The organism is Flavobacterium psychrophilum DSM 3660 = ATCC 49418 (assembly GCF_002217405.1).
Classification (GTDB): domain Bacteria; phylum Bacteroidota; class Bacteroidia; order Flavobacteriales; family Flavobacteriaceae; genus Flavobacterium; species Flavobacterium psychrophilum.
The window spans coordinates 132,952-159,542 of sequence record NZ_MUHE01000030.1 but is presented as its reverse complement, the minus strand read 5'-3'; the positions used below and the strand labels follow the sequence as shown (position 1 = coordinate 159,542).

Sequence of the window (26,591 nt, the reverse complement as noted above, 5' to 3'; positions counted from 1 at the left end):
TTATATAAATTTGCGGGAACATAAAGATACAAATTTCTTTTACATACACAAATTTAAAATATTCTGTTTTGATATCAAAAGAAAACATACTGGCTTCGGCAAAAAAAACGATGCTTTCCGAAAGCCTATCAATCACTAAACTAGTAGATTACCTTACAGATGATTTTGCAAAAGCTGTAGAAATCATATACCAATCTAAAGGAAGATTAGTCGTTACTGGAATAGGAAAAAGCGCTATTATTGCTCAAAAAATGGTAGCAACATACAATTCGACCGGAACACCAAGCGTATTTTTGCATGCTGCCGAAGCAATTCATGGCGATTTAGGCATGGTTCAACCAGGGGATATAGTTATTTGTATTTCAAAAAGTGGTAATAGTCCTGAAATAAAAGCTTTAATTCCTATTTTGAAGCGTTTTGGCAACATCCTAATTGCAATTACTGGAAACATGACTTCGTTTTTAGCAAAAGAATCTAATTTTGTTTTAAATACTACGGTCGATGCCGAATCTTGTCCTATAAACCTTGCTCCTACAAATAGTACTACTGCACAGCTTGTTATGGGCGATGCGCTTGGCGTTTGCTTAATGGAGATGAAAAACTTCAAAAGTGAAGATTTTGCAAAATACCATCCAGGTGGCGCTTTGGGTAAAAAATTATTACTCCGTGTGAGCGATATGCTAGATATGAGCCATAAGCCAACGGTTTCTCCAGATTCATCTATTAAAAATGTGATTTTCGAAATTTCAGAAAAACGTTTGGGCGTTACTGCCGTGGTAGAAAACAAGAAAATTATTGGAATTATTACCGATGGGGATATAAGAAGAATGCTAAATAATAATGATACTTTTTCGCATCTTACTGCCAAAGATATTATGACTAAAAACCCAAAAACCATACAATATTCTGCAATGGTTGTTGATGCTTTTAATATTTTAGAAGATTTTGCCATCACACAATTAGTCGTAGAAAACCAAGGAGAATATACTGGGGTTTTACATTTACACGACATTTTAAAAGAAGGGATAGTATAATGACAAAGAAAAACCTGAGCGAAATGTCTTTTCTAGACCATCTTGAAGAACTAAGATGGCTATTAGTGCGCAGTACAATTGCTATAATAATTATGGCTTTTATTACTTACTTTATAAGTGATTACTTATTCGACACCATTATATTTGGACCAACAAGGGCTACTTTTTTTACTTATCGCTTTTTTTGTGATTTATCTCACTATCTAGGCTTTGCAGACAGTATTTGCATTACCGAATTGCCGTTTATCATACAAAATACAGAAATGGAAGGACAAGTAAATATATTTGTCTGGATGTGCCTTTTGGCTGGATTTATTTTAAGTTTTCCTTATATATTATGGGAAATATGGAAGTTTATTAGTCCTGCATTGTATGAAAAAGAAAGAAAAAACGCCAAATTATTTATATTTGTTTCTTCTTTATTATTCTTTATAGGGGTACTTTTTGGATATTTTGTAGTTATCCCAATGTCTGTTAATTTCGTAGCCACATTTACCGTGAGTGATATTGTAAAAAATCAATTTACTTTAGATTCTTATATAGGAATGGTAAAAACATCTGTTTTAGCCAGCGGCTTATTTTTTGAACTACCAATCATTATTTATTTCTTAACAAAATTAGGTTTAGTTTCTCCAACTTTTTTAAGAACATACAGAAAATATGCCATCATAATTGTACTCATCGTAGCGGCTATCGTTACACCACCAGATGTAGTAAGCCAAACAATTGTAGCCATACCGATGCTACTAATTTTTGAAATAAGTGTCATCATATCATCAATAGTATACAAACGAAAACAAAAACATGAGCAACTTAGTAACTGAATTTAACGATTATCGTTCTAAAATGAACGAAAAATTATTAGCTGACAACAATAAAGTCATCAAAAGAATTTTTAATCTCGATACCAATACTTATGCTGAAGGCGCACTCGATGTTCGCACAAAAGAGCTTTTGGGATTAGTAGCATCGGCAGTTTTGCGATGCGATGACTGCATTAAATACCATCTCGAAACAGCCTACAAATTAGGGGTTACCAAAGAAGAAATGATGGAAACCATGAGTGTTGCCACTTTAGTAGGCGGAACCATCGTAATTCCTCATTTGCGCCGTGCCTACGAATTTTGGGAAGCATTAGAAGAAACTAAATAATTGTTAATGTGTTGATTTGGTTATTTGTTTATTCGTTAATTTACCGAATAAACAAATAACCAAATCAACAAATAACCATAAAGAATGATATTAAGAGCAGAAAATTTAGTAAAAACCTATAAAGGAAGAAGTGTTGTAAAAGGTATTTCGGTAGAAGTTAACCAAGGAGAAATCGTAGGTTTATTAGGACCCAATGGAGCTGGAAAAACCACTTCTTTTTATATGGTTGTAGGCTTAGTAAAACCAAATTCTGGAAATATTTATCTAGACGACATGAATATTACTAGCTTCCCTATGTACAAACGTGCACAAAATGGTATTGGATATTTAGCACAAGAAGCTTCTGTTTTCAGAAAATTAAGTATTGAAGATAACATTTTAAGTGTTTTGCAACTCACCAAACTATCTAAAGCAGCGCAAGAAGCTAAGATGGAATCGCTAATTGATGAATTTAGCCTACAACACATTCGCACCAATCGTGGCGATTTGCTATCTGGTGGCGAACGCCGTCGTACTGAAATTGCACGTTGTTTAGCAACCGACCCTAAATTTATCCTCTTAGACGAGCCTTTTGCAGGAGTAGATCCTGTTGCAGTAGAAGACATTCAGAGAATTGTAGCCAAACTTAAAAATAAAAATATCGGAATTCTAATTACCGACCACAACGTACAAGAAACACTTGCCATTACCGATAAAACGTATTTGATGTTTGAAGGTAGAATACTAAAAGCCGGAGTTCCCGAAGAATTAGTAGAAGACGAAATGGTAAGAAGAGTATATTTAGGCCAAAACTTTGAGTTAAGAAGAAAGAAATTAGAGTTTTAACAAAACGGCAAATGCAATTAATTTTTCAATCAGTGAAAACCTGTAAAAACATATTAAATTCGTGGCTAATTTCTCTTCTTGGCATTGTAACAAAAACACATATAAGACAAAATTTGTCTTAGCAACAATTCCTTCAAACCTAACAAAATTAGGTTATAAATACTTATTATATACTTTTTAAACAAAAAACATTTAGCCTTTGTGCGAAACATATCCTCTAGAAAATTATCTGTTTGAAACAAACCTAGTAGAAGAACAAACCCTAAAAAATTCTTATTTGATTTGTTCAATAAAATAATTAATTTATAGATAAACGAATTCTAAAATAGATTTTTTGATGAAAAAGTTTCAACAGATAAAATTGAAAGTTATTTTAATGATGAAAAAATAGTTTTTTTTTTGAATACCGAAAAAATTTCATAAGAAAAAGAGTTCTCGAAAGAAATCTTAAAATTATAGAAGAAGCATCAAATAGAATTATAAAATATGATAGTCTATTTGAAACAAAAACAAGTCATGCAAAAGCAACTATTGAATTACGAAATTAGCAACTCTAGCTTATGATAATGCTTATAACGAAACTAAAAACCGAAATAAACAATTTGCTTTACCATAATTAATGTATCAATAATTCCTTTAAATTTACCGAATTTCCGTTGTAAATATTCACATCGACACAACCTTTTATTCCTTTTACTTTTCCGTTTTCGGTTACTTGCCACATAGACCAGTCAGAACTAATTTCTTTATAAAAAGCAGTGTAATTGGCTATCCAAAAAGGATAATCTGAAAAATCTTCTTTTAGAAAATCGTTATAATAACTCTCACTACTGTAAATAATTGGTTTTACACCATAATGTTCTTCAACCACATCGAGCCAACGTTGCAAACCAACTTTTAGCCGTTCGATAGATTGTGCTCTAGGTAGCTTCTCTATATCTAAAACTGGAGGAAAATCTCCTTTGCGAAGTCTTACATTTTTAATAAAATTATTAGCTTGCTCGATCGAATTTTCGTTGGGACGATAATAATGGTAAGCACCACAAATAAATTTGTTCTCTTTAGCCTTTTCCCAGTATTTTTTAAATTTATAATCTCGCCTATCATTACCCACAGTGGCTCGAACAAAAACAAATTCGATAGGAAAACCACCATTTATCTCTTTTAGATGATCCCAATTTATTTTGTCTTGGTACTCGGAAATATCGATACCAAAAGATTTTTCGATATGGGCATCTAATACTTTATCGAGAGATGCTGTCCTGGTTTCTAAAATAATTTTATCCGTTTTAAAACCTAAATAATACGCCAAAATATTTCGCTGACTGTATAAAAAAAGCAATAAAAAGGCAATAAAAAAGCATCCGTAAAACGTATTGCTGCTAGAGAATGATTTTTGTTTTTTAGACTTTACTGATTTCCGTACAGCCATTAATCTCTTATTTTTTATTAATCAAATTATTCACAACCGAAAGCAAGACATAAAAAACAATAACCATAGCAATTCCTAAATACCTAAAAACCAGCAATAATAACACAGAAGAAGCCAAGAATAAAATTTGCAAGGCGTTTTTCTTAAAAGTAAAATCTTTAATTTTTAATGAGAATAAGGGAATTTCTGCGTTCATAATATAAGCACTTGCCACAGAAATGGCAATGAGAACCCAATGATTTTGAAGCGCATTAGTAATAAATTCGTTGTTTGAATCTAACAAAACCAAAGGCAGGCTTAAAATAAACAAAGCATTGGCGGGGGTTGGCAATCCTATAAATGAATCTGTTTGGCGGGTATCTATATTAAAATTTGCCAAACGATAACAAGAACCCAAAGTAATTATAAACCCTAAATAAGGCAAAATCGTATATCCGTAAATTTGGTTCTGAGAACTAGCGAGTAAACAAAACATTACAAAACCAGGTACAACCCCACTAGTTACCATATCTGCAAGAGAATCTAATTGCAATCCTAAAGGGCTAGAAACTTTAAATAATCGGGCAAAAAAGCCGTCAAAAAAATCTAAGAAGATACCCAACGAAACAAAAAAGAATGCCATTTCAAAATTCATATCAACGGCAAATACCAAAGCGATACAGCCACAAAAAAGATTTAATAAAGTAATAATATTAGGAATGTGTTTTTTTATATTCATCATTGAAAAAATTTAATTATCTATGCCGCAAATTTAGCACAATAAGTTTATACATCGATGCGTTTATTATATCAGATTTTTATTTAATCTTTGTACAAATTAATTTTCCTTTGAAAAAATTTATACTTTTTATATTTTTAATCATATTTAGCTTTACAAAAGCGCAAACGATTCGCAAATATTCGAACGAATTCATGAATATTGGTGTAGATGCTCGTGCTTTTGGTATGGCAAATTCTATGGTGGCACATACCAGCGATGTAAACTCTGGCTACTGGAACCCCACAGGTTTGCTAAAAATTAAAGACAGCGAAGCTGCTTTGATGCACGCAAATTACTTTGCCAATATTGCACAATATGATTATGCCGCTTACGCAAAAAAAATAGATGACCGTAGTGCTTGGGGTGCATCTATATTACGTTTTGGGGTTGATAACATTTTAAACACAACCGAACTAATTGATGCTAGTGGAAACATAGATTACAACAGAATTAGCTTATTTTCGGCAGCAGATTATGGTTTTACCTTTTCTTATGCCCGAAAATTGCCTGTACAAGGTTTTCAATATGGTGCAAATGCAAAAGTAATTCGCAGAATTATTGGAAATTTTGCCAGCTCATGGGGATTTGGTTTCGATTTAGGACTGCAATTCGAGAAAAACAATTGGCAAATAGGACTTATGGTTCGAGACATTACCACTACTTACAATATTTGGAATATTAATGAAAAGGAGTTTAAAAAAATAAAAAACGCACAAACAATAAACCCACTTCAAAATCAGGATTTGCCAGAAAGCACAGAAATTACTATACCTAAAGTACAGTTTGGTGTAGCTAAAAAATACGAATTTCATAACGAAACAAGTTTATTAGCATCGGCAAATTTGAATATGCAATTTCAACAAACAAACGATATAATTGCTACCCGTTTTGCGAGTATCGATCCTGCTTTGGGGTTCGAATATGGGTACAACAACTTGGCTTTCCTGAGGGCTGGATTTGGTAATTTTCAGAAAATACAACAAATAGACGGAAGCAAAAAAATAGGATTTCAGCCCAATTTTGGGGTCGGATTTCAGTATAAAGGGATTGCTATCGATTATGCACTGACTGATTTAGCAAACCAAAGTGCCGCCTTGTATTCGAATGTGTTTTCGCTGAAAGTTGATTTAAGTATTTTTAGATAAATTTATTTCGATGACAAAAAAAATACTACTCCTATTATCTCTTATACAATTTTCGATAAGTTATTGTCAGCAATTGACTATTTCTGAAAGCACTAAAGTTAGTATTATCACCGTAGGAGTTGCAGACGAAGTGCATTCTTTATATGGTCATACTGCCTTGAGAATTCAAGATTACAAATCAAATTTCGATTTGGTTTACAATTACGGAATGTTCGATTTTGCTACCGAAAATTTCGTAGCAAAATTTGCAAAAGGAAATTTACAATATTATGCCGCAGCTTACCCTTATGCAGATTTCGAATACAATTACAGAGAAGACAATCGTTCTATTTACGAGCAAGTTTTAAACTTCTCTTTTTTAGAAAAACAAAGTCTATTTAACAAATTAAACGCTTCTCTTTTACCCGAAAACACCTTTTATACCTACAAATTTATCGATAGAAATTGTACGACAAAAGTAATAGATATTGTAAATGAAGTTTTAGAAAACAAACCAATTGCTAAAAAAAATAGAAATCATACTACTTATAGAGAAGTATTATTTCCTTATGCCAAGAATCATTTTTATGAGCAATTGGGGATCAATATAATTTTCGGACAAAAAGCAGACAACCAAGCTACCACTATTTTTCTTCCGTTAGATTTATTTGATAATTTAAAAACCATTTCATACAAGAACGAACCGCTAGTCTCTGAAACAAATACTATTTTTGAAGCCAATAGAACCACGCCTGTTTCTTATTTAGACAGCATTTATTCATTAATAATTATTTTATTACTTTTCGTGGTTTTAAACAAAAAAGCAACGAATATTATTTATTTTTCTGTTTTAGGACTAATAGGATTATTATTTTCTTTTATGAGTATTTATTCTTTTCACAAAGAATTATTTTGGAATTACAATATTCTTTTACTTAATCCGTTATTCTTATTTCTTGTGTTTTTTATCATTAAAAACAACACAAAATGGATTAAAAAAACGAGCTTACTCTGCTTGTTATGCTTAGGAAGTTATTGTATTTATATGTTTGGTAAAATTCATTTTATAATTGTTTTACCAATCATAATTGCAACGTTTGTATTACTTTTAAGAATGAAAATTAAAAAATAAAATTATACTTTTTTAATCTAATCGTAGCAATGCTTTGCAACCGAAGTTAGTGTTTTTAATTTAATGCTATTAATTATAGCTTTTGCCCTATTGCAAATCCCGCATTGGTGGTTGCGTAGTTTTTATTTCCTATTAATTAGCCAAGGTGTTAATATTAATGAAATTAGCCCTGCAGAAAACACTGTTACTATTAGACTTCCGTATTGTTTTAGGGTAAGTCCGCTTAAAAACCTTGCTACAATAATTATCAAAGTTAGCCCTAGTAATATTGTCCAATATCTGAAATTTATGCTTTCGGATTCTACTTTGTTTGTTGGCAATTTGTAAATAGTAAAAGTAACCACAAGTCCTCCTAGTAAAGTTGAAGAATGTTGCAATATTTTCGAGATTGGAATTTGACTGCCAAGAAAGCCTACTGAGTTTTGTAGCGCTGGGATTTTCTGCACGAAATAACCGTTGTAGTGAGTAAAACTATCCCAAAAAATATGAGAAGCTGCTCCTATTAAAATAGAAATCATTACCACTAGCCCTTTTTCTTTGAAATATCTGTTCCAATTAAACTGCTTAAAAATTGAAAATCTTGATTTTAAAAATTTTGGCAAGTTGTCAAATAAGCTATCACGAACTACATTGTGAAATATAAATGCGAGTAACAGACCAAGCAACAAGTCGAAGCAAAAAAGTCCGCCTATGGTATGGCTGTAATTACTTTTAATTCTCATTCTCAAAAAATATTCGAAGTCAGGTGTTAAACTACCTATTATAAGTCCTGTTAATGAGAACCATTGTCTTGGCAAATACCGTAATGGTAATATGATTGCTGGATGTGAAAATGTAAATGGCATTTTTTTGTCTGTGTTTTTTTTTTGTGTCGTCTTTGCAATCACCGCCTACTGTTTTGAGGCTTGCAGAAGCGGCTGATTAATGATTTTGGCTTCAATCCCAAACGCAAAATACGGCAAGGAATAAAATGTGTACAAAACCCTTTTTAAATTTAACCTTAAACCCGCCATGTTACCAAACGCTTGTTAGTCGCTATTTTTTAGTTTATCGTTAAACCATTTAATTACAACTTCATTTAATTCATTTTCTTTTCCTGTAAATGAATGGTCTGTTTCAAATTTTCTTAATTCAAAATTATATTTTATTTTGGTTAACTTTTCTGCTATTTCATCTGCTTGTTTTGGATTAACTCTTTCATCGTTTTTCCCACACAAGATTAGTAAACTACTTTTTTTATTCAATTTATCTGCCCAAAATACGACGGAACGATTCTTTAATGCTATCTCTTTGTTGTTAAAATAATTTGGTACACATTGTGCAATTACTTGAGTTTCCATTTCTGGTCTGTCTTTTATTAACTCAAATAAATTTGTTGGACTATTTCCAATAATTGCACTTTTTATTTTGTCTGATTTTCCCAATGCAAGATAAGTCATTATTCCGCCTCTTGACCAGCCAAACATTCCAATATTGTTAGAATTGGCTTTTTCAACTTCTTTGATAGTTTCTGTTAAATTCAAAACGTCGTTAATTTCAGAACCACCAAATTCATCTTTTTCTCTAAAATCACTTCCAATTATTACATAACCTTCTGCTGCTAATTTTGATGTAAATAGTATCATTGTACCTACATTTAATCTTCCAAACGCTCTATTTCCACCTCGATTAAAAATTACAACTGGGTATTTACCCTGTTTTTTTGGTTCTAACAATATTCCGTTAACTTCTAATTCATCACTTTGATATTTAATGAAATAAAAATTTAATTTGTTTAAGTATTTATATTCCTCTCTTAAAGAGTCATTTATAGCTATTTTTCCCCAAATAGGCGTTTTAGACAAGTCTACAATTGTTCTTGAAATTATTTTGCCATTCTGCGAATAAATATTACCTAGATATAAAAAGAAGAAGATTAAATATGTTTTTTTCATTAAATTGTTTGCCTTTTATGTTTCTTCTTACTTGTCCTTTTTTTTTAAGTTCTTTTATACTATTGCCCTTTATAAAAGAGTACGGTACTTATTGTTTTTACCATAATATTCAGATCAAGGTAAATGCTTCGGTGCTTAATATAATACAAATCATATTGTAGTTTTATCAAACTATCAGCAATAGTTTCTCCGTACGAATAATTTACTTGTGCCCAGCCTGTAACTCCTGGTTTCAGGACATGACGGGTTTCATAAAAGGGCATAATTTGAGCAATTTCTTTCACAAAAAAAGGTCTTTCTGGTCTTGGCCCAATGACCGACATATCGCCTTTAATCACGTTTATAAACTGAGGCACCTCATCTATCCTAGTCTTTCTTAAAAATTTACCAAAGGGGGTTATCCTAGAATCGTTTGCCGTAGCGAAAACAGCTCCAGAAGATTCGGCATTAATAATCATAGAACGAAATTTGTAAATTTTAAATATTTTTCCGTTTTTACCTACTCTGTCTTGTGTATAAAACAATGGTCCCCGATTGCCTAAGAGATTGCCTAATAAGACAAAAGGCAACATTGAAAGACCTATTAAAAGCCCAAAAACTGAAGTTAAAACACTTAAAACCCTTACTATAATTAGGTATAACTTGTTATGATTACTTCTTGAAAAGGGAAAGTATTTATAAAAATCTCGAGCTAAATATTGCACAGGAATTCGTTGGGTTATGCTTTCGTAAACTTGGGTATATTCTCGTATTACAAAACCATTTTCGAGCAATTTCATAAGTTTACTATACAATTCGACTGTAATACCTTCTGTTTTTTGTGATGCAATAACAATTTCTGAAATTCCTTTTTTTATAATAAAATCTTCAATAGTATCTAGATTAATAAGGGTTAGATAATTACTATCAAATTCTTTTAAATCTTTTGTGTCAGAATTTATATAACCTTCTATTTTATAATGAGGATCTACGCTTTGCAAGCCCTTAACTAGTTCTTCTAATTCTGATTTATTACAAATTAAAATTGCTTTTTTACCAAATCTTGTTGAGGCAAAAAATCGCACATAAATTATTCGCCAAAGAAATAATGAGACTAAAATAGAACTAAAAAAAAGTAGTATTTGAAAACGATTCTCTGGGAGTGCTGGAGTAATAATTGGTGTTAGTAAATACAATAATACTGTCGAAAAGGTTACTAACAAAATACTTTTTGTAATTTGAAACTGGTTGCTTGCCACTTGCAGATTATACATCTCAAAAACAGAACCAAAAAACAAAAGATATACCGATAAAATAATAGTCCAATAGAAATTGGTTTCTGAGATTTTAAAATAATAAAAATCGAAAACAATTCCTAGCAAATCTAATAAACCCAAAACTGAAACTACATCAAAGAACCGAAGAAGAATTTTTCTTTCAGACATTTCGAAATGTATTTTAGTTTTAACATTCATCATAGCAGGTTTTTACAAATATCTAAAAATATATCTATTTTTATTCGATATTTTCATTTAGTTTTTTTTGGTCTTCAATACTGTAAATATGCAATAATGACAAGGCATATACAAATGCTGGAGCTGCTAAACGCATCGCGGCATGGTTTATTGTTAATATCCAAAAAGCGAAGAACGAAAGCAAATAAATATGACGCCTATTGTTTGTGTATAAAACCAATGGCGTAACAAACAAAATTACAATACCTAAAGCACCTAAAGAGCCATGTTCTGCTAACATTCTAGAAATTTCATTGTGAGAAGCTATTGATTCTCCTGTAGATTCCAACCTGTTTTCTCGCCCTTTTCCTACGCCTATTCCAAATATTGGATTGGCCAAAAACATATCAAATTCACTTCCAATAATCTCTTCTCGACCAGAAAGTAGTGTGCTTTTTACCCTACCTGATGCGTCTTCATTAGCATAGCGTTTTGCGATCAAACCATTTGTTTGACTCGAACTATAACTCCAGATTATTAAAAAAGCAACAAACGAAAAAACGACCATCCAAAGCAACTTTATTTTTGCTGCTCTTTGGGTTACAAAAAACAAAATTAACAAAAGTAATGCGATCATTACTGCACTAGAAAGCATTCCTCCTCTCGAAAAAGTAATTATTCCTCGAAAAGCCATGATTAACAACAATGTCGTATTTAATACAATAATTTGTTTGTTTTTTGAATGAAACACTAATCGACTAAACATGATAAAAACACCCAAACCAACTATGGTAGATACTTGATTGGGACCAAACCCTCCTGAGGTTTCAAAATTAGATTGGGTACTTGTTATTATTTTTTTAACACTGGGGGTATATAAAAACATATAGGTTACGGTTGTAATAATTGGACAAAGCATACAAAATAGTATATTGTCTAATTCTTTTAAAGTAATTTTTCGCTGGTAACAATACAACGCAGAAATACCCAAACACACAGGTCCAGAGATATTAAATGCTATCGATTTTTGAATATCGGTATCTAATTTAAGTGTTACTGTTGCCAATAAAACCCCAGGAAGAAGAAGTATTAAAAAAATCCAATAGAGAAAAGAATTTTTAGAAAACCCAGAAAAATAAATCCCCATAAGCATAAATAAAATAACCGAATATTTACCTATCTCATAAGACAAAGACCCTCCTGTCATTCTCAAAATCACTTCGCTACCTACTATATAAGCACAAAAATACAAGACTTGGTTTTTAGTATTCTGGGTTTTTAAAATGGTAAGCAGTCCTACAGACAATATGGCCAATCCGTATGGAATAGATAATTTTGAAGCCATATAAATTAAAATACCCAACCCAATATGGAGCAATATAATGGTCGTATAGCTTAAGTTCTTACTTTTCATTAATACTATTGTATATAATAATTAGATTTGCAATAATTGTTTCTTTACTAAAATTTGACACTACTAAATTATTTAATTCTTCTGATAAATAACCCCTCAAGTTAAAATCATCTTTTAAGTTTCCCAATTGCAATACTAATTCTTGCAAATGCATCGGATTAAATAACAATCCTGTTTTCTTATGAAGAATCACTTCCGAACAAAATCCTACATTGGAAGAAATTACAGGAAGTTTTGCCAATCCGTATTCTAGCAATGCAACTGGAAATCCCTCGTAAGTAGAACATAAAACGCCGATAGTTGCTTGCGATAGGATGTTAGCGATGTCTGATTTTGCACCATACAAAAAAACAGATTCGGCAATACCTAACGCCTTGGCTAACTTAGTAATTTTTTGCGAATATTCGTCTTGGTAATTTTCGCCTACAAAATGCAGCGACCAATCCTCTTTTTTTAAGCTTAAGACCGCAAATGCTTTAAGCAACACCTGATGGTTTTTAGGATTTTTTAAATTAGCCAAACAAATTATCCGTTTTCCTGTTTCTCCTTCTAATTTTGTGGTTTCAAAATTAAAAGATTCTAAACTGGCGAAATTGGGAAAATAAGAGGTGTTTTTGATTCCCTTTTTATGAAACCATTTTTCAATTTGCTTGTTTACAACCAAAACCTTATTAAAGAAAAACAAACTTACAAACAGTGGTATATTCTTAAAAAACGATTGGTTAGATCGGTCTCCGTTATGCTCGTGGAAAACGATTTTTATGTGATAACATGTCATTTTCAACAAAAAAGCAGTAAAAAAAGAAGTGCCATGTGCGTGAATAATATCGATCTTATTTTCAATAACAATGTTTTTTAAGCTTCGTATGGCATCAAAATCAACTGTTTTTGTTTTATTTATAAAAAAAAACGGAACGTTATTGCCCAATTGTTTTTTCAGAATCCCATCCTTGCGAGTCACGACAATACCACTAAATTCAATTTTATCGGCTAAGGCATTAGCGTAATTTACTGCCATACGCTCTGCTCCGCCAGCATTTAATGAATCTATGATTTGTAAAACCCTCATGCGTGTAAAAGTAATTTGATTTCTTGTTCAAACTTGTCTAGAGTATATTCTCTGGACCATTCTATTGCGTTTAAAGACATTTTTTGAAACCTTTGTTCTTGTTGAATTAAATCCTGAATGTCTTTAGCATCATTTTCTAAATCGACTGCTAACAAGACACCTCTATTCCCAAAATCGAGCATAAAAGGAACGCAGGAAATAGCTGTTGCTAGCGGTACACAACCCCAAAACATCCCTTCGGCAATTACTTTAGGCCAACCTTCACTTTGGGAAGCAAGCAGTACAAAATGACTTTCTTGATAGTTTTTTTGTACGACTTCGGAATTTTGGTTTCCGTTAAGAATGACACTTTGAGATAATTTTTTGTTTAAAATATAGGCTTCTAACGTTTTTCGCTCCTCACCTTCCCCAAAAATAGATAATTGCACAGAAAATCCTTTTTTTTGTAATTCCTCTACCAGTTGAATAGCGTATAAAGGTCTTTTACCCGAAGACAATGTTCCTACAAATACCATTTTGACAATTCCTTTTAGGCTTCTAGGCAAAACAGATTGCTTGTCACTCTCCTTATAACTTGCGGTAAAAAAAGGTTTGATGTTTTTTGTACTGCCTTCCCACGTGCCATAAACCAAAACTTGCATTTTACGAGTTAAAAAGGTATTACTCAGAATGTATTTTTGCAAACGATAACTTAATGGTTGCTTTGCTTTTGGATCCCAATTGCCCGCATATTTTGCTGTTTTAATTTTGTGAGGAAAAAATATTTGAACTACTGCACCTAACAAACCTACATTTCCTGGACAGCGCAAATGAATGTGGTCTGCCCAAAACATAGCTCTAAAAATGATGTAGCAATTATATATTATTTGAAAAAAAGCTTTAAAAGTACCACCGATAGTTGTAATGTTAAAATCAGAAAGCAAAAAATTTTTACTGACTGAAAAAGGAATTTCAGAAATAAGCAATCCCTTTTCGTTTTTCCATTCTGGACAACAAAAAGCAACCTCATCAGCATACTTAGCCCAAACAGCCATTTCTTTAACATAAGGACTGTAAGCAAACCTCTGATCATGCTTTTTAATTATAGGGGCATTAGAAATAACTACTAGTTTCATATATACCCTTTAGAACTTTTATTGGAGATCTTAACCGCAGGAACACCCAGTACTACTGCGTTTTCCGTAACATGATGAGTAACTAATGAACAAGCACCAATTAGAACATTATTGCCGATAGTAATTTTTCCTGCTACAACCGAATTTACACCAATATACACATTATTACCAATAACGGGGACACCTCTTTTATCTTCTAATCCTGAAATCCCAATAGTTACCCCTTGCGAAATATTACAATTATTGCCCATAATGACATTGGCATTGATAATAATGCCTCCAAAATGTCCTATGTAAAAAGAATGCCCTATTCTTACCGAAGCAGGAATAGAAATTCCAGTAGTGATTTCGATTGTTTTCTGCCAACACAAACACAACAATAATAAGAGTTGTCTAAGTATTGGAAGGTGAAAATTAGTATAAATAACATAGGCTATTCTGTGCTGTAAAACAGCCCAAAAACCTTGTGTAAAAAAAAGAATAGTAATAAAATTTCCGCCATACTTTTTAAACTTTTTATAATCCGAAATAACAAGACGTATCGTATTCATAAACCTTATTTTTTTTCCATTTTCATTGTAATATGCATACAACGGAATAAAGCACTATTAGAAACTGCCGAATTTTCCCAATCTTGTTGGTGCCATTTTTTTCCTATTGCTTGTTTTTTAGCATCCGAAAGTGGTAGGATATTAACCAGATAAACCCATTTCGATTTTCCTAAAATCCCTCTTCTTTCAAGAATATTAAAGGCTGCTTTATATTTATATACTGTTTTTTTGGTAAAAGGCCATTCCCATGCGGCATCAGATTGAAAAGGTCTGTATAAAACCCGAACCAACTTTACTGGCCAACTGGTTTCTAGCGGGTCATAACTAATAATATTAGCCTTTTTAGCCATAATTTCGTTTAGCCTATTAATCAGAATATCGGTATTCGGAAAATGATGCAAGACACCATAAGCATATACTAAATCGAAATCTCTTTCTGTAAAATCATCCGATAAAAAATCGACAGCCAAGGCTTTTGCATTGGGAAAAGGCTTTAATCTTTCGTTTAATTTGGCAATAGCCACATCGCTTAAATCGATCCCTATATATTCTTTTGCTTGTTCAGCAAGATACAACGAAAGATAATTGCCTTCAAAACAACCTAGATCCAATACTTTTTTAGTAGCCAGATCGTCAAACCATACTTTGTGTAAATTATAAGCCTGATCATGAACTCCTATGTTTTTTCTAATCTTATTTAGAACGCCTCCTCTAAATTTAGACCAAAGTTTAGTGATATAATTTTGCTTTACATTGTTATAAAATGCGGCTTGCTTTTTGTTGGTTTCTAATATTTCTTGGGTTGTTTTCATCTTATCTTGGCTTATTAAAAAATAAACTGAACCATCCTACGGTTCGACCAAGCGCTTCGGTAAATGCTTCTTTGTGCTTAGCCGTTGTAAATGTATTACTAAATCTGATGAGAGTTAACACGATTGTGATACAATTCCATTTCCATTGGTGTATAAATTTGGGGTTAGGATTTTTTACCCGCCAAACATACCAGCCGTTTCGCACCACCATTTTTCCATAAGTATATTTATTAGGTCTTCCCGCTTCGTTATGGTAATGGTTCAATTTTGCAGCCGTATTTAAGTATAACGGTCCTGTTTTAGAAACCCTTATGGTAAAATCGGCATCTTCATACAAACCATACCCTTCAAAATAAGTAGAGAATTGTAGTTTTTCAAATACTTTTTTCTTAAAAGACGAAACACCACCCATGAGTTGCTCTACGGGATATATTTTACCTGACGGTGGCAAAAATCCTACACTGCGACCATGCGAATAATTTGAGGAATACCCCGGTGGCTGATCGCTATCTAATTTTAATAATTTTCGCAATATAAAACGGGTACCGTCTTTTATTTTCCAGCCATCGTAATAAAATTCTTTTAGATTGGGCGTGTAATTTTCCCCTACAAAGGTAAATTTGCTTTCGTTTACAATATAGCCGCCAACCCCAAGTGCTTTGGGATATAAGGCATAGGTTTGCATGATTTCTTCAAAATAATTAGCCGTTAAAACCGTATCATCATCTAAAAAACAAACCACATCGGTAGCATTATTTACCTTAGTAATTCCAAAATTTCTTTGTTTGGTAAGCCCGCGATCTTTATCATCGACCAAAAAATAGTGAAGGTTTGAAAACAAATTTTCTTGAAGCATTTTTCTGGTGTCATGATTTTTAGAACCATCAACAATCAGGATTTCATCAGGATATAAAGACTGCGCACGAACCGATTGCAACAATTGCAATAAAGGTGCGGGACGCATATAAGTACAAACTATTAATGTAAATTTCATTTTTTATTAATTAAATATTGTGCCCAAAAAATACTGGCATTCCATTTTTTTTTCATCTGTTTAACAAAACGAAAGGGATTCTTACTTTGTTGGTGTTTATAAAACTTGGCAAACAAAACTGTTTTATAACCCCGCAACTGCTCTTTAGTATTATACTGTAGCCTATACAACATTATGGTTGGCGATGGTTTAGGCAAAACCAAATCGGCATCCCAGTCAAAGACATGTTTGGTTCTAAAGCCGCCAACCGGTGCTTTTAGGTGTGTTATTTCTGGTGAATCTAGGTAAATAACATCGGTTCCTTTGTTGCGCAACTGCATGCCAAAATCGGCATCTTCGCCAAAACCAAACTCATACCGTAAATCGAAATTGATGCCTTCTAATTCGGTTTTTTTAACCACACTGCAACCCGAACCAAAAGTATTCCATTGCACTGGCATTTTAAATTCTTTTTTTTCGCCCGCTCTTAAACAAGAAATGGTATAAGCCTTTTCGCCTATACACGCTATTTTTTGAAAAACTTCCTCAAAGAAAGAATCTTGAAAACGAATATCATCGTCGGCTAGGAATATCCATTCGCTTTTTATTTCTTTCAAACCCAAGTTTCGGGCATTACAAGCCCCTGACCGATGGGTAAAAATATGCTTGATGGCAAAAGGCCAATTTTCATCTTGTAAATAATCCAATTCAGATGTGCTTCCTACTAGAGGATTTTGCTCTATGATAATAACATTTTTAGGCAAAATAGTCTGTTTGGACAAATCTTTTAGCACGTCGTATAAAAAAGGTTTCCGGCCAATGGTAGGAATTAAAACATCTATGTCTTTTAAAACCGGGCTGACGGGCTTAGGAACTGCTGTATTGTCTTCAGAAAACGAGCCTTTTATTTCTCTTTTTTTATAAAACACGGTATTTAAAAAAGGGATGATGTAAATTTTCCTTTCGTAAAGACAGTAATTAAAAAACAGCATCAATACCCAACGGAATTTATAATGTTGTTTTACAAATTGAAACACTTTTTTTATTGAAGGCATACTTTGTACGGAAGGAACAAAAGCACTATCCAACAATAACAATCGAGGTTCCGAATAACAAAAAACACCCAATGGTTGCGAAAGTTTAGCTAAAGAGGTCAGAAAATAATCGAAATCATTACTTACAAAATCCTTGGCGTTCAAACGCTTAATCAAATCAGATGGTATGACCCCTACAAAACTGCTCATCATCCAAGTGGGATAAGTAACCTGTTTGTTTACGGCAACAAATAATTTCTCATCGACATAACCAATACCATTGTGCAAATAATTATACTTTGGATGGTAGGAAATAATTTTATTTTGAAAATTAAATAGTTCTGGTATAGAAGATGCGTTTAAATATTTCTTGGCATCAATATGACACCAAACTATGATTTGATGAGCAAACAAATAAGACAAATCGCAAATACATTGCGCCATGTTTTTACTTGTAACCGCTATTTTTTGCTGCAGATCCTCGTGATATATTTCGAGAATTTCTTGCTTATTATAATAAATTATAATCATGATATTGTACTGTAAAAATCTATATTTTTAGATAGCAGAACCTCATTACTAAAATGTTTTTTTACTTTATCTCTTGCATTACTGCCTAATTTTTGTGCTAAAATAGGATCAGACAAAAGCATATTAATAGCATTAGCCCATGATTGATGCGCTGTTGGATAAATTAAAAAACCTTCAATCCCGTTTGTCATCAACTCGTTTGCCCAGCCAATATTTGAGGCTACAATGGGTTTTTCTAACGCCATGGCTTCTAACCAAGAAACAGGCAAAGCTTCAGCATAGGATGGAAAAATACAAACTTGGGCATTTTGTATTATACTTCTTATTTCATGGTAGGGTTTTCTACCCAAATAGGTAACGTTCGCTAATGCTTTGGGAGAAAACATTTCTTGCATTAATGCCCAAGTAGATTTAGACCCAGTCGAGATATCGGAAGTATCGCTTCCTACGAGTAATAATTTTGCAGATGGATTTGTTTTAACTACTTCATTAAAAATATACGGAATCTCTAAACATCCTTTTTTTCGTATTAAAGTTCCGAAGTACAAAATCGTATTTGGGGTAATTGATTCCTCTTTTTTTGTAAAATTTTCCAGGGCAATACCATTGGGAATAATGGTTATTTTTTGGGTTAAACCGAATAATTTTCGGGTATAATTTGCCGTAAATTCACTTACCGATAGTAAAGCATTGGCTTTTTGCAAGGCCCTTCTTTCTAAAAATCGATTTTTAAATTTGCTGGGTCTTTTTTCGATAGCACAAAAATAAGTGTCACTCCCATTCATTCTAATCACAATGGGGCATTTTTTGGGTTTAATAAAAGACGTTATACCGGTCCAATCTGGTGCTTCAACTACGGCTATGATACCTTTGGCATACAAATCGTCAATTAATATTCTTATTTTTCTTTGGGTTAAAAAAAGAGACAAACCTTTTACCTTAATGTTTTTAATTTTATAAACAGCCACGCCATTGTCCTCAAAAAAATCGTCTTGATCCTGACCATATACTAATACCGAAGGAGTATAACCTGCTTGGGCTAATCCAGAAGCTAAATTTTTGATACTCGTTGCAATACCTCCAAAACCTTTTGTTTTTGGGTGGGGATATTCTGAGGTTAAAAATGCTATTTTCATGTTATTTTTGAAGATTATGAATATAAAAATTGGACAAATCTTTTGCAATAATGGTCATTTTAGAACCCATTACAGTACAACCGTCGGGAATATCATCGGTAACAACCGTATTAGCGCCAATAGTAACTTTGTTTCCAATGACTATATCCCCAAAAACACAAGCCCCTGGCCCTATAAAAACATTGTCGCCAATTTTTGGAACGCCCACTTTACCGTAATTGCTAATGCCAATGGTAATACCTTGCGAAATGTTACAGTTATTACCTATAATTGTATCGCCATGAATGACTATATTACCAAAATGACCTATATAAAAACCAGATCCTATTTGGGTTCTATAAGAAATATCGAAGCCGTATTTTACTTTTAATTTACGAAGCCAAAGAAAGAAAATATAAAACAAGAGCCTGTTTTTTTTTCTAAAATATTGTGTTAATCTAAAAATGGTGATGAATTTTAATCCTGGGTTTGGCATTATAAAAAAAACTTTACAGAGTACGAAAAAAGAAACCGAATCTATTCCGTAGCGTTTGTAGTCTGATAGTAGGAGTTGTTTAATCATTTTTATTTTGAATAATTTTTGTGATGGCATTCCAGATTCTTTCCGAGGCTTCTTGAGGCGGGTGTTGGTTAATTTTTTCGAACCATTTTTGTGCCCAAGGAACTGTTGCAGCTGTTGCTAATGTTTGTTCTAATTTTGCAGCAATTTCTTGCTTAGTATTGAGCCAAACCACTGCGTTTTTATGAGGCATAGATCGGAAATGCACAAATTTATATATTTTTTTTACGGACCAATTTTTATCCTTTGGTTTTGGAATATCATAATTAATATAGGCGCAGGGTTTTTTATGGGCAACATAATCAAAAACCATCGAAGAACCCAAATTGACAACCATTTCTGTGTGATAAATGGTATTCATTTGTAAAGTTACATCGTTATTAGTAGGCAAAATGGTACTCCAGTCTGCCCCTATTTTTTTCCATTGCGGGGTAACAGGGACAATAATATCCTTGTATTTTTTGATAACCGCATCATAACGGTCTGAAAAATCGACGGGGCAACGGCGAAATAAAATCCCAATGGCATTTCCTTTGGCATTCAATGCTGCAACAGCTTGTGCCACATCATCTAAATAAGTAGCATCATCAGGACTGGTGGTTACATCGTCGCCAGAATAACAAATATATTTTTTAGCAAGATCAAGACCGTGATTTTTAAAAAAAGTGGTTCTGGGTAATAACCTACTGGCATCGAAATGGGATTCGAATTGGGGGGTTCCTGTTATAAAAATTTGTTCGTCTTTTATATCTGGATAGTACTGTAGTAATTCTAATTTCATGTGGTTACTCCACACAAAATAGTAATCTGGTTCTACAACCAGTGTGGCTTTAGGCAAATTGTCCCACGAAAAAATAAAGGTAGCGGTAGGTATTCCTAAATCCTGCGCTGCTAGTAATGGTGCAATAGAGGAAATATGCCGCTGGTTGGTGCAAAAAACCATAGCAGGTTGCTCGGCAAGGAGTGTTTGTATGGCTTGTTTATAAGCATCTGTTTTACGCTCTTCGCTTTTCATCTTTCTTCGTAAAAACCGTAATCCTTTTGAGGAACTATTGCTAAAAGCTAGGGTTCTTATGGTTACACTTTTTGCGATTGCCTTTATATTACGATACGAGAAAGGAAAACGATAAGTATTATACACAGTATCTTTTTCTTTGTGTATGTTACAATTTAGCTCTGCTTGTGTTTTTGCGTTTTTATAAATCTCGGTGAGTGGATTGTTTTTGGTTTTATTTATTTTAATTTCCTCGAAACCCAGATTTGCTAATAGAAAAGGTGTGCTGTTCCAAAAAACAACCTTCATTTGTTTTTTTCTGCCTATGTCATAAAAATTGGAATAGGCAAAATTTCGCAAGCCTATACCGTCAGGCAATAATATAAATACTTTGGGCTTAATTCTATTATTTATAGCGTTTTGCGTTAGGGATTGAAGTGGAAATCCTTTTTGAGGCTTTTTTTGCCTCAAAAAGATTGTAACGTAAAGCCCGACCCTTGTGGTAACGCCCAAATAATGAGATTTAAAAAAGCTGTTTATGGTAGTATTTAGTGATCCTTTGTTGTTGGCCATTATATATCGTTAAATTGTTTTTGGTAATTTATTTGCCAAATGTCATTTTTTTCTAGAGATGCTAAGAATAATTTTGCGCTATTTCCTTGTCCGAAATCATTTTTAGAAGGCTGTACCTTGTGAGAATCGATGCTAGACAATGCTTCTTGGATATGCAACTTGTTGTAATCTACATTGATAATATGAGTATGAGCTGCTCTGTTTTGTTGGCGGGTTCCTATATTAATAATAGGTAATCCGTAATAAGGTGCTTCTCGAATTCCGGCACTACTGTTTCCTATAATAAATTGAGCGTTTTTTAGTAGGGTTAAAAAATATTCGAAACGCAAGGAAGGGAATACTCTAAAACGCTTGTTGTTTTTTAGTTTTTCGTAGGCTTGTATAATGGCATGACTTCCTAGATCGTTGTTGGGAAAAACTACTACGTAATTGTGGGTATCTGCTAGCAAAACATGAACAAAATCGTTGGCATATTGTGCTATATATTTGGCTTCTGTTGTTACGGGATGAAACATGACCACGGCATAATCATTGAAGGTAATTTCGTAATATTTTTTGGCGGTTTGTAAATCGGGCAAACTTTTTGAAAACATGATATCTACATCGGGCGAACCAATGATAAAGATAGATTCGTGTAGTTCTCCCATTTGAAGTAATCTTTTTTTGGCTTGGTCATTAGATACGAAATGTATGTGACTCATTTTGCTGGTAGCATGACGTATTAATTCATCGATTGTTCCTGAAACTTCGCCTCCTTCTATGTGGGACACTAAAATATTGTTTAAGGAACCTACAATTGCCCCCGCTAATGCTTCTACTCTATCGCCATGTATGACAATCATGTCTGGTTGGCAATCTTTTACATAGGCGGATAATCCTGTGATGGTTTTGGCCAAAGTTAAATCCATCGTGGTTTCGTGGGTATGGTTTTGAAAAGTATGAATGTTGCGAAAACCGCAACGTTGTACTTCTAAAAAAGTATAGCCATATTCTTCTTGAAGGTGCATCCCTGTTACAAAAATATAGGGTTCGAAGTTGGGATGGGCTTCTAAGATTTGAATTAAGGATTTTATTTTACCAAAATCGGCACGAGTTCCTGTTAGAAATAGAATTTTTTTGTTCACTTTGTTATTTGTATTTTGCCTTAAATGAATCTATAATTTCCGCTACTTAACATCGCTCCAAGTTAGCTGCGTATCGTCATTTATAGCCTGAGTAGCTACTTTTCCTAAAATAGTATTGAAATGTTTGGCCAAAATTTTTCCTGTGCCTGGGCGTTTTACCCAAATGTTTTCTTTGGTAAAAACGTCGCCTTTTTTTATGGGCTTTATGGTGCAAACTGTTGCAAAAGCAAAGTCGATGGTTACTTGTTCTTCATGGGCAGGTTTTTTAGTACCGCCACGCATTAAGGCTATTTCGGCCGAATTGACGATTAGTTCGGCGCAAGCCTTTTCGTTCATGCTGCAAATAATGTCTGGGCCTGTGCGTTGCATGTGATCGGTAAAGTGTCGTTCTAAAATACTGGCACCCAAAGCCACTGCACCCAAACAAGCATTATTATTTAAGGTGTGATCTGATAATCCGAAAACTTTATCTGGAAATGCTTCGTGCATGGCTTGCATGGCTCCAAAACGAACCAAATGAATGGGGGTTGGATATAAATTAGTGGTGTGTAATAAGGCTACTGGAATATTGTGTTTGTCGAAAATAGCCACGGCTTTGGCAATACTCTCTATGGTATTCATACCCGTACTTAAAATGACGGGTTTGCCAAAAGTAGCAATATGTTCTAGTAATGGATAATTATTGCATTCGCCCGAGCCAATTTTATAGGCTGGAATATCAAATTTTTTTAGTCTTTCGGCAGCTGCACGAGAAAATGGCGTAGAGATAAAAATCATGCCTAAACTTTCTACGTAGTTTTTTAATTCTAATTCGTCAGCCTCGTTTAGGGCACAACGTTCCATGATTTCATAAATAGAAACCGTGGCATTGCCAGGAATTACTTTCTTGGCGGCCCCACACATTTCATCGGATACGATATGGGTTTGGTGCTTGACAACCTCAGCGCCTGCACGATGGGCAGCAGCAACCATTTCCTTGGCTACTTGTAAGGATCCTTCGTGATTAATACCTATTTCGGCAATTACTAAAGGGGGAAAATTGGCTCCTATTTTTCTTCCTGCAATTTCTATATATGGATTCATTTAAATTAGTGAATGGTAGTTAATAAAAAGTTTCTTTTTTGAACAGATATTCGGCATAATCAAAATCTTCCTGCGTATCGATATCTACTTTGGCAAAAATATGATTTACTTCGAGAGGAAATGCTTGATTAGAAATAATAATATCATTTCTAATTAAACTTGCTTTAGTAATATAAAGCAACCCATTTTCATAAAATAAAGGTTCTAAATCCTGACTACGTTGTCCTATTTTGTAATTAAACGGTTGGAATTTTTCTTGAACAATTTTACCCAATTTGTTCTGATTTCTGGATACGGTAAACAAACTGTCTGAATCCGAATTTAAATAGATTTGAAAAGCTTCTGCTAATAAACTTAGTGGACGCAAAGGGTTGGTTGGCTGCAATAAAATGACGTTTTCGACATCGTTAGGCAAAGATGCGATAACATGCTTAAGCGCAGAAACCGTTGGCTCGAAATCGCCTGAAATTTCGGCAGGCCTATCAATTACTTGGGCACCAAATTGTAAGGCAATATTTTTAATTTCTAAATTATCGGTAGTTACATAGATATCCTTGATAAACGAAAATTGTTGCGCATATTTTATGCTATGCGCTAGCAAAGGAATACCGCCAAGTAAGCGGGTATTTTTGCCTGGTAGCCGTTTAGAATTTCCTCTGGCCGGAATAATGACAATGGTTTTATTTTTCATGAGTAGGATTCCAATATATTTTGGCCTCTGGCAAATTACAATAGGCTGAATATTCTTTTTTGGTTAATCGGTTACTGGTTTTAAAAATGACCGCACTATGCAGGAACAAATCGAAAGTCGCTTGCACCATAGCAACAGTAGCTTTTAAATTCCCTTTAAAGGTATGATTTTTTAATTGTTGCCAAACAGAGGAAGCCATATTCCTTGGAATTTTTGAAATGGGATAAAATATAAAATAATTATACCAACCGGCTCTTAGAGAACGACGGCGGCGAATTTGATAATCGTTGTTGTTTTTTCTGGCCGCAACATCTACCCGATGGTGTACTAAAATTTGTGGTACATACTGTATAGTCCACCCTTTTTTAAGCAATTGGAAACTAGCAAAATTTTCTTCGCCATAAAACTCGAACCATTCCGGATAATTAGGAATATCTTTCCAGGCTTTGAGATTCCAAACATGACCACATCCCACAAATCCGTTAACTCTTTCTACAAGTTCTTTGGCATCAAAAGTAAAAGGTTCCTCTTTTCCCCAAAAAATACGACAAGCAATAACTGCGCAATTTTTATTGGAATTGAAATGATTTTTAATAATTTCTAAACAATTTTCAGTTAAAATATTAGAATCATCATCTAACGAAATGGCATATTTTCCCTCACAATGGTTTAGTAAATAGTTCCGATTATAAATATATCCTTTGCTGTTAATATTAGTGTGTAACTGAATATTTGGATAATTGTTTTTTAAATATACCGAAGTACCATCTGCAGAACCATCATCATAAACCACACAAGTTACATCGCTTCTTTCTAGCAAATGGGTGATTTTTTGAAGGGTAATTTTTAAATCCTCCAATCTGTTTTTTGTGGTTATTAAAATGGAAAATATAATCATTTAAGCTTTGTTTGGTTATGCAAAATAACATCTAATGCTGTCTTAAAACACTCGTCCGAAAAGAATTGTTTTGTACTAGCCTCATGCCTATCATGGGAAGTTAAGACTGCGTATAATTTTGCCTTCGTATCTTCTAAATCATTCATATCTGCTAAAAAAGGATAATTTGGAAAATGCTTTTTTAGCTCACTTCTTTCGGGCGACGAAATAAACACTTTTTTATTTAATGCAAATAAAAACGGTACTTTTCCGCCTAATATATTACTATAATAAGGGCCGTTTTCTAGAACAATAGTAATATCGCTTTCGTGTATTTGCTCGTTGGCTGAATTTGAAAAATTAAGTGTCTCTAGAACCCAAATATTATTGTAACCCGTAACGAGTTGTTTTAATTTTTCTAAACCATCACCTTTTACCCGCAATACCATTTCGACCTCATTTTTTATCCAATCATATTGGTTCATCAATTGTATAAAAGCGGCTACTAATGTGAAAATATCTCTTCCAAACATTAAAGCACCATGGTACGAAATTTGAATTTTTCTTTCTTTTTTACGCACCATATTCTTATCTGACAAATCGAAACCAGCAAAGGCAAACTGGTGTGGTAAGGTATAAAAACACTTATTGGAAGCGTATAAATATTGCAAATCTTTAGCCATATAATAAGCCGATGCGCAACAGGTTTTAGCTTGGGCTACAATTTGTATCATTTTTTGTAGCCTCACTAATTCTAGATTTGTAACTCTTAACGACAAACCTTTGTACCAAGAATACGGATAAGGATCATGAAAATTTACAACGGCATGCTTCAAAATGGGTAAGTTATGCATGGCCAGTAGCGTTTCGTGATTTAAACCCGCGCTTCTAACCATAATGTGATCATACAACGTATAATCTATTTTTTTTATCTCCTTTGCAAATTGGTTGTGTATGTAATTTTCGGCATACAAAACCTGAAACAGTCTGCTGGTTAGTCTGTTTATCCATTTTACAGCAAAAGGAATCTTAATATTTATTGTCTTTTTTAGGATCGAATTTACTGGTAAAATTTCTAAATGATCTTCTTGGTTAGAGGTACACAGATAAAGCACATCGATATGCGCTTCAGGATAAACAATTCTGAGTTTTGATAAGAAAGACCGTTCAATAATGCCTTGACTGGTACCTGTAATATGTAAATCTTGTGTAATAATTAAAAAACGCAT

General features: G+C 33.3%; 26 protein-coding genes. 6 read left to right on the top strand and 20 right to left on the bottom strand.

Annotated features, from left to right (window positions below; all coding sequences use genetic code 11):
• Positions 1 to 68 precede the first annotated feature (68 nt).
• From B0A57_RS09000 to lptB, 4 genes are all read left to right on the top strand, one after another.
• Positions 69 to 1,034 carry a KpsF/GutQ family sugar-phosphate isomerase gene (locus B0A57_RS09000; RefSeq protein WP_034099197.1) on the top strand — a complete coding sequence of 322 codons (966 nt, stop codon included), beginning with the start codon at positions 69 to 71 and terminating at the stop codon, positions 1,032 to 1,034.
• Positions 1,034 to 1,858 carry a twin-arginine translocase subunit TatC gene (gene tatC, locus B0A57_RS08995; protein WP_011963367.1) on the top strand — a complete coding sequence of 275 codons (825 nt, stop codon included), beginning with the start codon at positions 1,034 to 1,036 and terminating at the stop codon, positions 1,856 to 1,858. Before B0A57_RS09000 ends, tatC begins: the two co-directional genes overlap by 1 nt.
• Positions 1,839 to 2,186: a carboxymuconolactone decarboxylase family protein gene (locus B0A57_RS08990; RefSeq protein ID WP_011963368.1), complete on the top strand. Its 348-nt coding sequence runs from the start codon at positions 1,839 to 1,841 to the stop codon at positions 2,184 to 2,186. Before tatC ends, B0A57_RS08990 begins: the two co-directional genes overlap by 20 nt.
• An 84-nt stretch (positions 2,187 to 2,270) precedes the next feature.
• On the top strand, positions 2,271 to 3,011 hold the full coding sequence (gene lptB, locus B0A57_RS08985; RefSeq protein ID WP_011963369.1) for an LPS export ABC transporter ATP-binding protein: 741 nt from the start codon (positions 2,271 to 2,273) through the stop codon (positions 3,009 to 3,011).
• Positions 3,012 to 3,627: 616 nt separating this feature from the next.
• Here the strand turns inward: lptB and B0A57_RS08980 are convergent.
• Both B0A57_RS08980 and B0A57_RS08975 read right to left on the bottom strand, forming a co-directional pair.
• A complete protein-coding gene (locus B0A57_RS08980; protein ID WP_011963370.1) occupies positions 3,628 to 4,443 on the bottom strand; it encodes a glycoside hydrolase family 25 protein in 816 nt (271 codons plus the stop codon).
• 7 nt (positions 4,444 to 4,450) lie between these two features.
• A complete protein-coding gene (locus B0A57_RS08975; protein WP_034099200.1) occupies positions 4,451 to 5,161 on the bottom strand; it encodes a CDP-alcohol phosphatidyltransferase family protein in 711 nt (236 codons plus the stop codon).
• 110 nt (positions 5,162 to 5,271) lie between these two features.
• Here B0A57_RS08975 and B0A57_RS08970 point away from each other — a divergent pair, with 110 nt between their 5' ends.
• Complete coding sequence (locus tag B0A57_RS08970) at positions 5,272 to 6,348, top strand: putative type IX sorting system protein PorV2 (protein WP_011963372.1); 1,077 nt, start codon at positions 5,272 to 5,274, stop codon at positions 6,346 to 6,348.
• A gap of 10 nt (positions 6,349 to 6,358) precedes the next feature.
• Entirely contained in the window at positions 6,359 to 7,459 is a 1,101-nt protein-coding gene (locus tag B0A57_RS08965; protein ID WP_034099204.1) for a lipoprotein N-acyltransferase Lnb domain-containing protein, read from the top strand.
• A gap of 122 nt (positions 7,460 to 7,581) precedes the next feature.
• On the opposite strand, the gene B0A57_RS08960 is transcribed toward B0A57_RS08965, so the two are convergent.
• The 18 genes from B0A57_RS08960 to B0A57_RS08875 all read right to left on the bottom strand — a co-directional run bounded on the left by B0A57_RS08960 (position 7,582) and on the right by B0A57_RS08875 (position 26,591).
• Positions 7,582 to 8,304, bottom strand: a complete 723-nt coding sequence (locus B0A57_RS08960; protein ID WP_011963374.1) for a DUF4184 family protein — start codon at positions 8,302 to 8,304, stop codon at positions 7,582 to 7,584.
• A gap of 183 nt (positions 8,305 to 8,487) precedes the next feature.
• Positions 8,488 to 9,393: an alpha/beta hydrolase family protein gene (locus tag B0A57_RS08955; RefSeq protein ID WP_011963375.1), complete on the bottom strand. Its 906-nt coding sequence runs from the start codon at positions 9,391 to 9,393 to the stop codon at positions 8,488 to 8,490.
• 59 nt (positions 9,394 to 9,452) lie between these two features.
• Positions 9,453 to 10,847 carry an exopolysaccharide biosynthesis polyprenyl glycosylphosphotransferase gene (locus tag B0A57_RS08950; protein WP_011963376.1) on the bottom strand — a complete coding sequence of 465 codons (1,395 nt, stop codon included), beginning with the start codon at positions 10,845 to 10,847 and terminating at the stop codon, positions 9,453 to 9,455.
• A 40-nt stretch (positions 10,848 to 10,887) separates the two neighbouring features.
• Complete coding sequence (locus B0A57_RS08945) at positions 10,888 to 12,240, bottom strand: O-antigen ligase family protein (protein ID WP_034099206.1); 1,353 nt, start codon at positions 12,238 to 12,240, stop codon at positions 10,888 to 10,890.
• Complete coding sequence (locus B0A57_RS08940; RefSeq protein WP_034099208.1) at positions 12,230 to 13,309, bottom strand: glycosyltransferase; 1,080 nt, start codon at positions 13,307 to 13,309, stop codon at positions 12,230 to 12,232. The genes B0A57_RS08945 and B0A57_RS08940 overlap by 11 nt, the downstream gene beginning before the upstream one ends.
• Positions 13,306 to 14,424 (bottom strand): glycosyltransferase, encoded by a 1,119-nt coding sequence (locus B0A57_RS08935; RefSeq protein WP_034099210.1) that lies wholly within the window; start codon positions 14,422 to 14,424, stop codon positions 13,306 to 13,308. Before B0A57_RS08935 ends, B0A57_RS08940 begins: the two co-directional genes overlap by 4 nt.
• The gene (locus tag B0A57_RS08930; protein WP_034099252.1) at positions 14,421 to 14,975 is read right to left on the bottom strand and encodes a serine O-acetyltransferase; all 555 of its coding nucleotides are present in this window, start codon (positions 14,973 to 14,975) and stop codon (positions 14,421 to 14,423) included. Before B0A57_RS08930 ends, B0A57_RS08935 begins: the two co-directional genes overlap by 4 nt.
• Positions 14,976 to 14,980: 5 nt before the next feature.
• Complete coding sequence (locus B0A57_RS08925) at positions 14,981 to 15,787, bottom strand: class I SAM-dependent methyltransferase (protein WP_011963381.1); 807 nt, start codon at positions 15,785 to 15,787, stop codon at positions 14,981 to 14,983.
• 1 nt (position 15,788) lies between these two features.
• Positions 15,789 to 16,781 carry a glycosyltransferase family 2 protein gene (locus B0A57_RS08920; protein ID WP_034099211.1) on the bottom strand — a complete coding sequence of 331 codons (993 nt, stop codon included), beginning with the start codon at positions 16,779 to 16,781 and terminating at the stop codon, positions 15,789 to 15,791.
• Positions 16,778 to 18,325, bottom strand: a complete 1,548-nt coding sequence (locus tag B0A57_RS08915; protein WP_038466154.1) for a glycosyltransferase family 2 protein — start codon at positions 18,323 to 18,325, stop codon at positions 16,778 to 16,780. The genes B0A57_RS08920 and B0A57_RS08915 overlap by 4 nt, the downstream gene beginning before the upstream one ends.
• On the bottom strand, positions 18,322 to 19,461 hold the full coding sequence (locus tag B0A57_RS08910) for a glycosyltransferase family 4 protein (protein WP_038466151.1): 1,140 nt from the start codon (positions 19,459 to 19,461) through the stop codon (positions 18,322 to 18,324). The genes B0A57_RS08915 and B0A57_RS08910 overlap by 4 nt, the downstream gene beginning before the upstream one ends.
• 1 nt (position 19,462) lies before the next feature.
• On the bottom strand, positions 19,463 to 20,023 hold the full coding sequence (locus B0A57_RS08905) for a serine O-acetyltransferase (protein ID WP_038467124.1): 561 nt from the start codon (positions 20,021 to 20,023) through the stop codon (positions 19,463 to 19,465).
• Complete coding sequence (locus B0A57_RS08900; RefSeq protein ID WP_316930243.1) at positions 20,016 to 21,323, bottom strand: UDP-glycosyltransferase; 1,308 nt, start codon at positions 21,321 to 21,323, stop codon at positions 20,016 to 20,018. Before B0A57_RS08900 ends, B0A57_RS08905 begins: the two co-directional genes overlap by 8 nt.
• A gap of 263 nt (positions 21,324 to 21,586) precedes the next feature.
• The gene (gene neuC, locus B0A57_RS08895) at positions 21,587 to 22,711 is read right to left on the bottom strand and encodes a UDP-N-acetylglucosamine 2-epimerase (RefSeq protein ID WP_011963387.1); all 1,125 of its coding nucleotides are present in this window, start codon (positions 22,709 to 22,711) and stop codon (positions 21,587 to 21,589) included.
• Positions 22,712 to 22,753: 42 nt separating this feature from the next.
• Complete coding sequence (locus B0A57_RS08890) at positions 22,754 to 23,794, bottom strand: N-acetylneuraminate synthase family protein (protein WP_038466148.1); 1,041 nt, start codon at positions 23,792 to 23,794, stop codon at positions 22,754 to 22,756.
• 19 nt (positions 23,795 to 23,813) lie between these two features.
• Positions 23,814 to 24,485: an acylneuraminate cytidylyltransferase family protein gene (locus tag B0A57_RS08885; RefSeq protein WP_034099217.1), complete on the bottom strand. Its 672-nt coding sequence runs from the start codon at positions 24,483 to 24,485 to the stop codon at positions 23,814 to 23,816.
• Positions 24,475 to 25,383, bottom strand: a complete 909-nt coding sequence (locus B0A57_RS08880) for a glycosyltransferase family 2 protein (protein ID WP_038466145.1) — start codon at positions 25,381 to 25,383, stop codon at positions 24,475 to 24,477. Before B0A57_RS08880 ends, B0A57_RS08885 begins: the two co-directional genes overlap by 11 nt.
• Entirely contained in the window at positions 25,380 to 26,591 is a 1,212-nt protein-coding gene (locus B0A57_RS08875) for a hypothetical protein (protein WP_011963391.1), read from the bottom strand. The genes B0A57_RS08880 and B0A57_RS08875 overlap by 4 nt, the downstream gene beginning before the upstream one ends.

Excerpts from the sequence above, each read along its gene's own strand:
- tatC (WP_011963367.1), top strand. The coding sequence starts at position 1,034 with ATGACAAAGAAAAACCTGAGCGAAATGTCTTTTCTAGACCATCTTGAA.
- B0A57_RS08990 (WP_011963368.1), top strand. The coding sequence starts at position 1,839 with ATGAGCAACTTAGTAACTGAATTTAACGATTATCGTTCTAAAATGAAC.
- lptB (WP_011963369.1), top strand. The coding sequence starts at position 2,271 with ATGATATTAAGAGCAGAAAATTTAGTAAAAACCTATAAAGGAAGAAGT.
- B0A57_RS08980 (WP_011963370.1), bottom strand. The coding sequence starts at position 4,443 with ATGGCTGTACGGAAATCAGTAAAGTCTAAAAAACAAAAATCATTCTCT.
- B0A57_RS08975 (WP_034099200.1), bottom strand. The coding sequence starts at position 5,161 with ATGAATATAAAAAAACACATTCCTAATATTATTACTTTATTAAATCTT.
- B0A57_RS08965 (WP_034099204.1), top strand. The coding sequence starts at position 6,359 with ATGACAAAAAAAATACTACTCCTATTATCTCTTATACAATTTTCGATA.
- B0A57_RS08960 (WP_011963374.1), bottom strand. The coding sequence starts at position 8,304 with ATGCCATTTACATTTTCACATCCAGCAATCATATTACCATTACGGTAT.
- B0A57_RS08955 (WP_011963375.1), bottom strand. The coding sequence starts at position 9,393 with ATGAAAAAAACATATTTAATCTTCTTCTTTTTATATCTAGGTAATATT.
- B0A57_RS08950 (WP_011963376.1), bottom strand. The coding sequence starts at position 10,847 with ATGAATGTTAAAACTAAAATACATTTCGAAATGTCTGAAAGAAAAATT.
- B0A57_RS08945 (WP_034099206.1), bottom strand. The coding sequence starts at position 12,240 with ATGAAAAGTAAGAACTTAAGCTATACGACCATTATATTGCTCCATATT.
- B0A57_RS08940 (WP_034099208.1), bottom strand. The coding sequence starts at position 13,309 with ATGAGGGTTTTACAAATCATAGATTCATTAAATGCTGGCGGAGCAGAG.
- B0A57_RS08935 (WP_034099210.1), bottom strand. The coding sequence starts at position 14,424 with ATGAAACTAGTAGTTATTTCTAATGCCCCTATAATTAAAAAGCATGAT.
- B0A57_RS08930 (WP_034099252.1), bottom strand. The coding sequence starts at position 14,975 with ATGAATACGATACGTCTTGTTATTTCGGATTATAAAAAGTTTAAAAAG.
- B0A57_RS08925 (WP_011963381.1), bottom strand. The coding sequence starts at position 15,787 with ATGAAAACAACCCAAGAAATATTAGAAACCAACAAAAAGCAAGCCGCA.
- B0A57_RS08920 (WP_034099211.1), bottom strand. The coding sequence starts at position 16,781 with ATGAAATTTACATTAATAGTTTGTACTTATATGCGTCCCGCACCTTTA.
- B0A57_RS08915 (WP_038466154.1), bottom strand. The coding sequence starts at position 18,325 with ATGATTATAATTTATTATAATAAGCAAGAAATTCTCGAAATATATCAC.
- B0A57_RS08910 (WP_038466151.1), bottom strand. The coding sequence starts at position 19,461 with ATGAAAATAGCATTTTTAACCTCAGAATATCCCCACCCAAAAACAAAA.
- B0A57_RS08905 (WP_038467124.1), bottom strand. The coding sequence starts at position 20,023 with ATGATTAAACAACTCCTACTATCAGACTACAAACGCTACGGAATAGAT.
- B0A57_RS08900 (WP_316930243.1), bottom strand. The coding sequence starts at position 21,323 with ATGAAGGTTGTTTTTTGGAACAGCACACCTTTTCTATTAGCAAATCTG.
- B0A57_RS08890 (WP_038466148.1), bottom strand. The coding sequence starts at position 23,794 with ATGAATCCATATATAGAAATTGCAGGAAGAAAAATAGGAGCCAATTTT.
- B0A57_RS08885 (WP_034099217.1), bottom strand. The coding sequence starts at position 24,485 with ATGAAAAATAAAACCATTGTCATTATTCCGGCCAGAGGAAATTCTAAA.
- B0A57_RS08880 (WP_038466145.1), bottom strand. The coding sequence starts at position 25,383 with ATGATTATATTTTCCATTTTAATAACCACAAAAAACAGATTGGAGGAT.
- B0A57_RS08875 (WP_011963391.1), bottom strand. The coding sequence starts at position 26,591 with ATGCGTTTTTTAATTATTACACAAGATTTACATATTACAGGTACCAGT.